3 protein-coding genes are annotated in these 2,853 nt (G+C 64.7%); 2 read left to right on the forward strand and 1 reads right to left on the reverse strand.

Features of this window, described 5'->3' with window-relative positions; genetic code table 11:
• The first annotated feature begins 371 nt into the window (after positions 1–371).
• A complete protein-coding gene (locus tag ACZ5NH_RS45355) occupies positions 372–539 on the forward strand; it encodes a hypothetical protein (protein ID WP_468784328.1) in 168 nt (55 codons plus the stop codon).
• Between the two features lie 481 nt (positions 540–1,020).
• A complete protein-coding gene (locus tag ACZ5NH_RS45360; RefSeq protein ID WP_468784330.1) occupies positions 1,021–1,488 on the forward strand; it encodes a nuclear transport factor 2 family protein in 468 nt (155 codons plus the stop codon).
• A 663-nt stretch (positions 1,489–2,151) separates the two neighbouring features.
• On the opposite strand, the gene ACZ5NH_RS45365 is transcribed toward ACZ5NH_RS45360, so the two are convergent.
• Positions 2,152–2,544, reverse strand: a complete 393-nt coding sequence (locus tag ACZ5NH_RS45365; RefSeq protein ID WP_468784332.1) for a hypothetical protein — start codon at positions 2,542–2,544, stop codon at positions 2,152–2,154.
• Positions 2,545–2,853 lie beyond the last annotated feature (309 nt).

Raw genomic sequence — 2,853 nt, forward strand, 5'->3', positions numbered from 1 at the left:
CCAGGGCGCTTGGAAGTTCCGGGGGCGTGCGGCTGGTCGGGTTGTGACCGGTTGGGGTGGATAGCAGAGCAGGCACGGGCTTCGTGATCATTGTGGTGTCTAACTGGCCGTTCTCTATCCGTTCGTGTGCTCGGTCCGGTTCGAACAGGGTCCTGGATCGGGTGAGTTGGCCGAGGTCGGGGCATGAAGGAAGGGCCTCTTGGTAGCTCACGGTTGTCGAGTCCAGCGAGAAGCAAGAGGCCCTGTTGTCGAAGTGTCGCGTGGTCGTGGTTGCCGGGTCCAGTCGGTCCACCCGTGGGTGTGACTGTCTCGCCCATCGGTTCGGGAACACGGCTGACCGGCCGGAGCGCCGGCCCCGGTACGACTCGGACATGAGCGATGCCGAGTGGGCACTGGTGCGGGACCTGCTCCCGGTGCCGGGATGGCTGGCGGGCCGGGGCGGCCGTCCGGAGGGCTACTGCCACCGGCAGATGATCGATGCCTCACGCCCCACCCGGGCCCGCTCGACTCGCTCCCGCGCGGCATCCACTTCCGCCTGAGCCTGCTCCAGGACCTCCGTCCAGGACTCCAGCTCCTGACTCGCCCGCGCCTCACACTGTTCCATCAACCCCAGCACCGACGGCATCGCACCCTCCTCGATCCACAACAAGCCGTCCGCTGCCTGCCCCTACCCCTCCACCCTCATGCCCCGCACACGAGGAAGCCCCTGCTCATCGAACAGGGACTCCCTTTGCCACAACGCACTTACTTTCGCGCAAGGATCCAGTGCGAGTCTCCTGGCGCCTCGCAGTGCTGGCGCGGGCCTTCGGTGCTGGTAGTGCGGCAGTTCCCGGATCCGCATGTGTGTATGGCGATTCCGCCGACGAAGTCGGCATCGGGAACCAACGTGTCTTCCCAGGCCAATGTGGTAGACCGCGTCTAACCTTAAAGGAGGTGGCGGCCTGACCGATTACAGGTGCCTGGCCCGCGCTATGCCTTTCATGGGCGGCTCGCAGATCCCATCATCCGGGAGGAACAGTCATGACCACACGTCCACCCGTGCCACCGTTCACGCGGGAGACGGCGATCGAGAAGGTCCGGCTGGCAGAGGACGCCTGGAACTCACGCGATCCTGAGAAGGTATCGCTGGGCTACACGGTGGATTCGCGCTGGCGCAACCGCGCGGAGTTTGTCAACGGACGCGAAGAGATCGTCGCCTTCCTGACCCGCAAGTGGCACCGCGAGCTGGAATACCGGCTCATCAAGGAGTTGTGGGCGTTTACAGAGAACCGGATCGCGGTGAGGTTCGCCTACGAATGCCACGACGACTCCGGCCAGTGGTACCGCTCGTACGGCAACGAGAATTGGGACTTCGGCGAGGACGGCCTGATGAGGGTCCGTCTCGCCTGCATCAACGACCTCCCGATTGCCGAATCCGACCGCAAGTACCACTGGCCGCTGGGTAGGCGTCCCGACGACCACCCCGGCCTGAGCGATCTCGGGTTCTGACCTCTGTCCGCCAGCAGCGCGGGCGTCTTGAGGACGACCGTGAAGGCGACCGCTGAGGGCTATTACGGCGACGTGAACCCGCCCGGCGAGCCAACGGGCTGATTGCACGAGGCCGGAGCAGGGGCCCGGTGCCTGAGGCACCGGGCCCCTGCTCCGGCACTGCAGACCGCGAGGTGGGTGTGCTGTTGTCAGCGTTTGACTCGGTTGCGGGCTGCCAGGACCGCCAGACCGAGGAGGATAGGCTCAGTGCGTTGTGGCAAACCGGATCTCGTTCGAATGGCAGTGGGTGATCATCTGGATGAAGGTTCGGGTGCGGCCGCGGGCATGAGAGTACGGGCCCCTTGGTAGTGACGCGGTTACGACACCAGCACGACCAAGGAAGCCCGTTGCCTGATCAGTTGAGCAGTATCACTGTGCCTGCGTCCACCACGGTCACCCCTGGGTGTGACTGCTACGTGCACCGGTTCGGTTCGATCGCTCCGGGACGGCGGGAAGGCTGCTATCCGAGTGACATGACAAATGCGGAGTGGGCCGAGGTCCGCGCCGCGATGCCGGTGTCGGCCTGGCTCCTCACGCGTGGCGGGCGTCCGGAGGCGTTTTGCCACGCGAGATGCTCGACGCGGTGCGCTACTTGGTCGACAACGGCCAATGCCGTTGCTTGAGCTACTGAAGTATCGCGGGCGTCAGGGTGATGACCTTTTCCGGAACCCGTCGTGTGCCTCGCCTGACCCGGTCTTTCTTGCGCACGATGTACTGCGAGACCGGATGGCGGGTGTAGCGGTCCGCTGCGCGTAGTCGCCGGAGACCGTTGTCGAGCTTGCGCACGACTTTCGTGGCCATCCGCTTCATGAACTGACGCAGACGGCAGGTTGATTGGCCTGCCTGGAGGACGACGCTGCGTCGTGTGTGCTTGAGGACCTTGACGAACGAGATCCTGTCGGGGTCCAGACCCTCGCCGTCGGCCAACCGCATGATGATCCGGTTCAGACAGTGATGGAGGGGCAGGTGGGCCCAGATCTCCTGCTGTACCAGTTCCGGCGACGCCGACCGCAGCACCTCGGTCTTTCCCCGCGAGCCGGGACTCCTCAGCTGCCATCCAGGCGCCGGCGAGCTCGACGACGAGTTTGCCGAGCCGCCGCGGCTGGAGGCCGGTGAAGATACGCTTGGACAAGGCCGTGCGGCCCAGGTATTGCATCACAACAACACTCAAGCCGCACGGCCTACTTCATGCCTCGGCAGTGCCTCGATCATTACCACGCACCACGTCGTAAGGGCGCGCAGAGAATCAACACGCTGATTTGATCTTCCTTGGCGGCTGGTTGCCGTACCTGTCGAGGTGGGTAGCGACGTCTGCTGGAGTGCGGA

Source organism: Streptomyces sp. NPDC031426 (assembly GCF_055581585.1).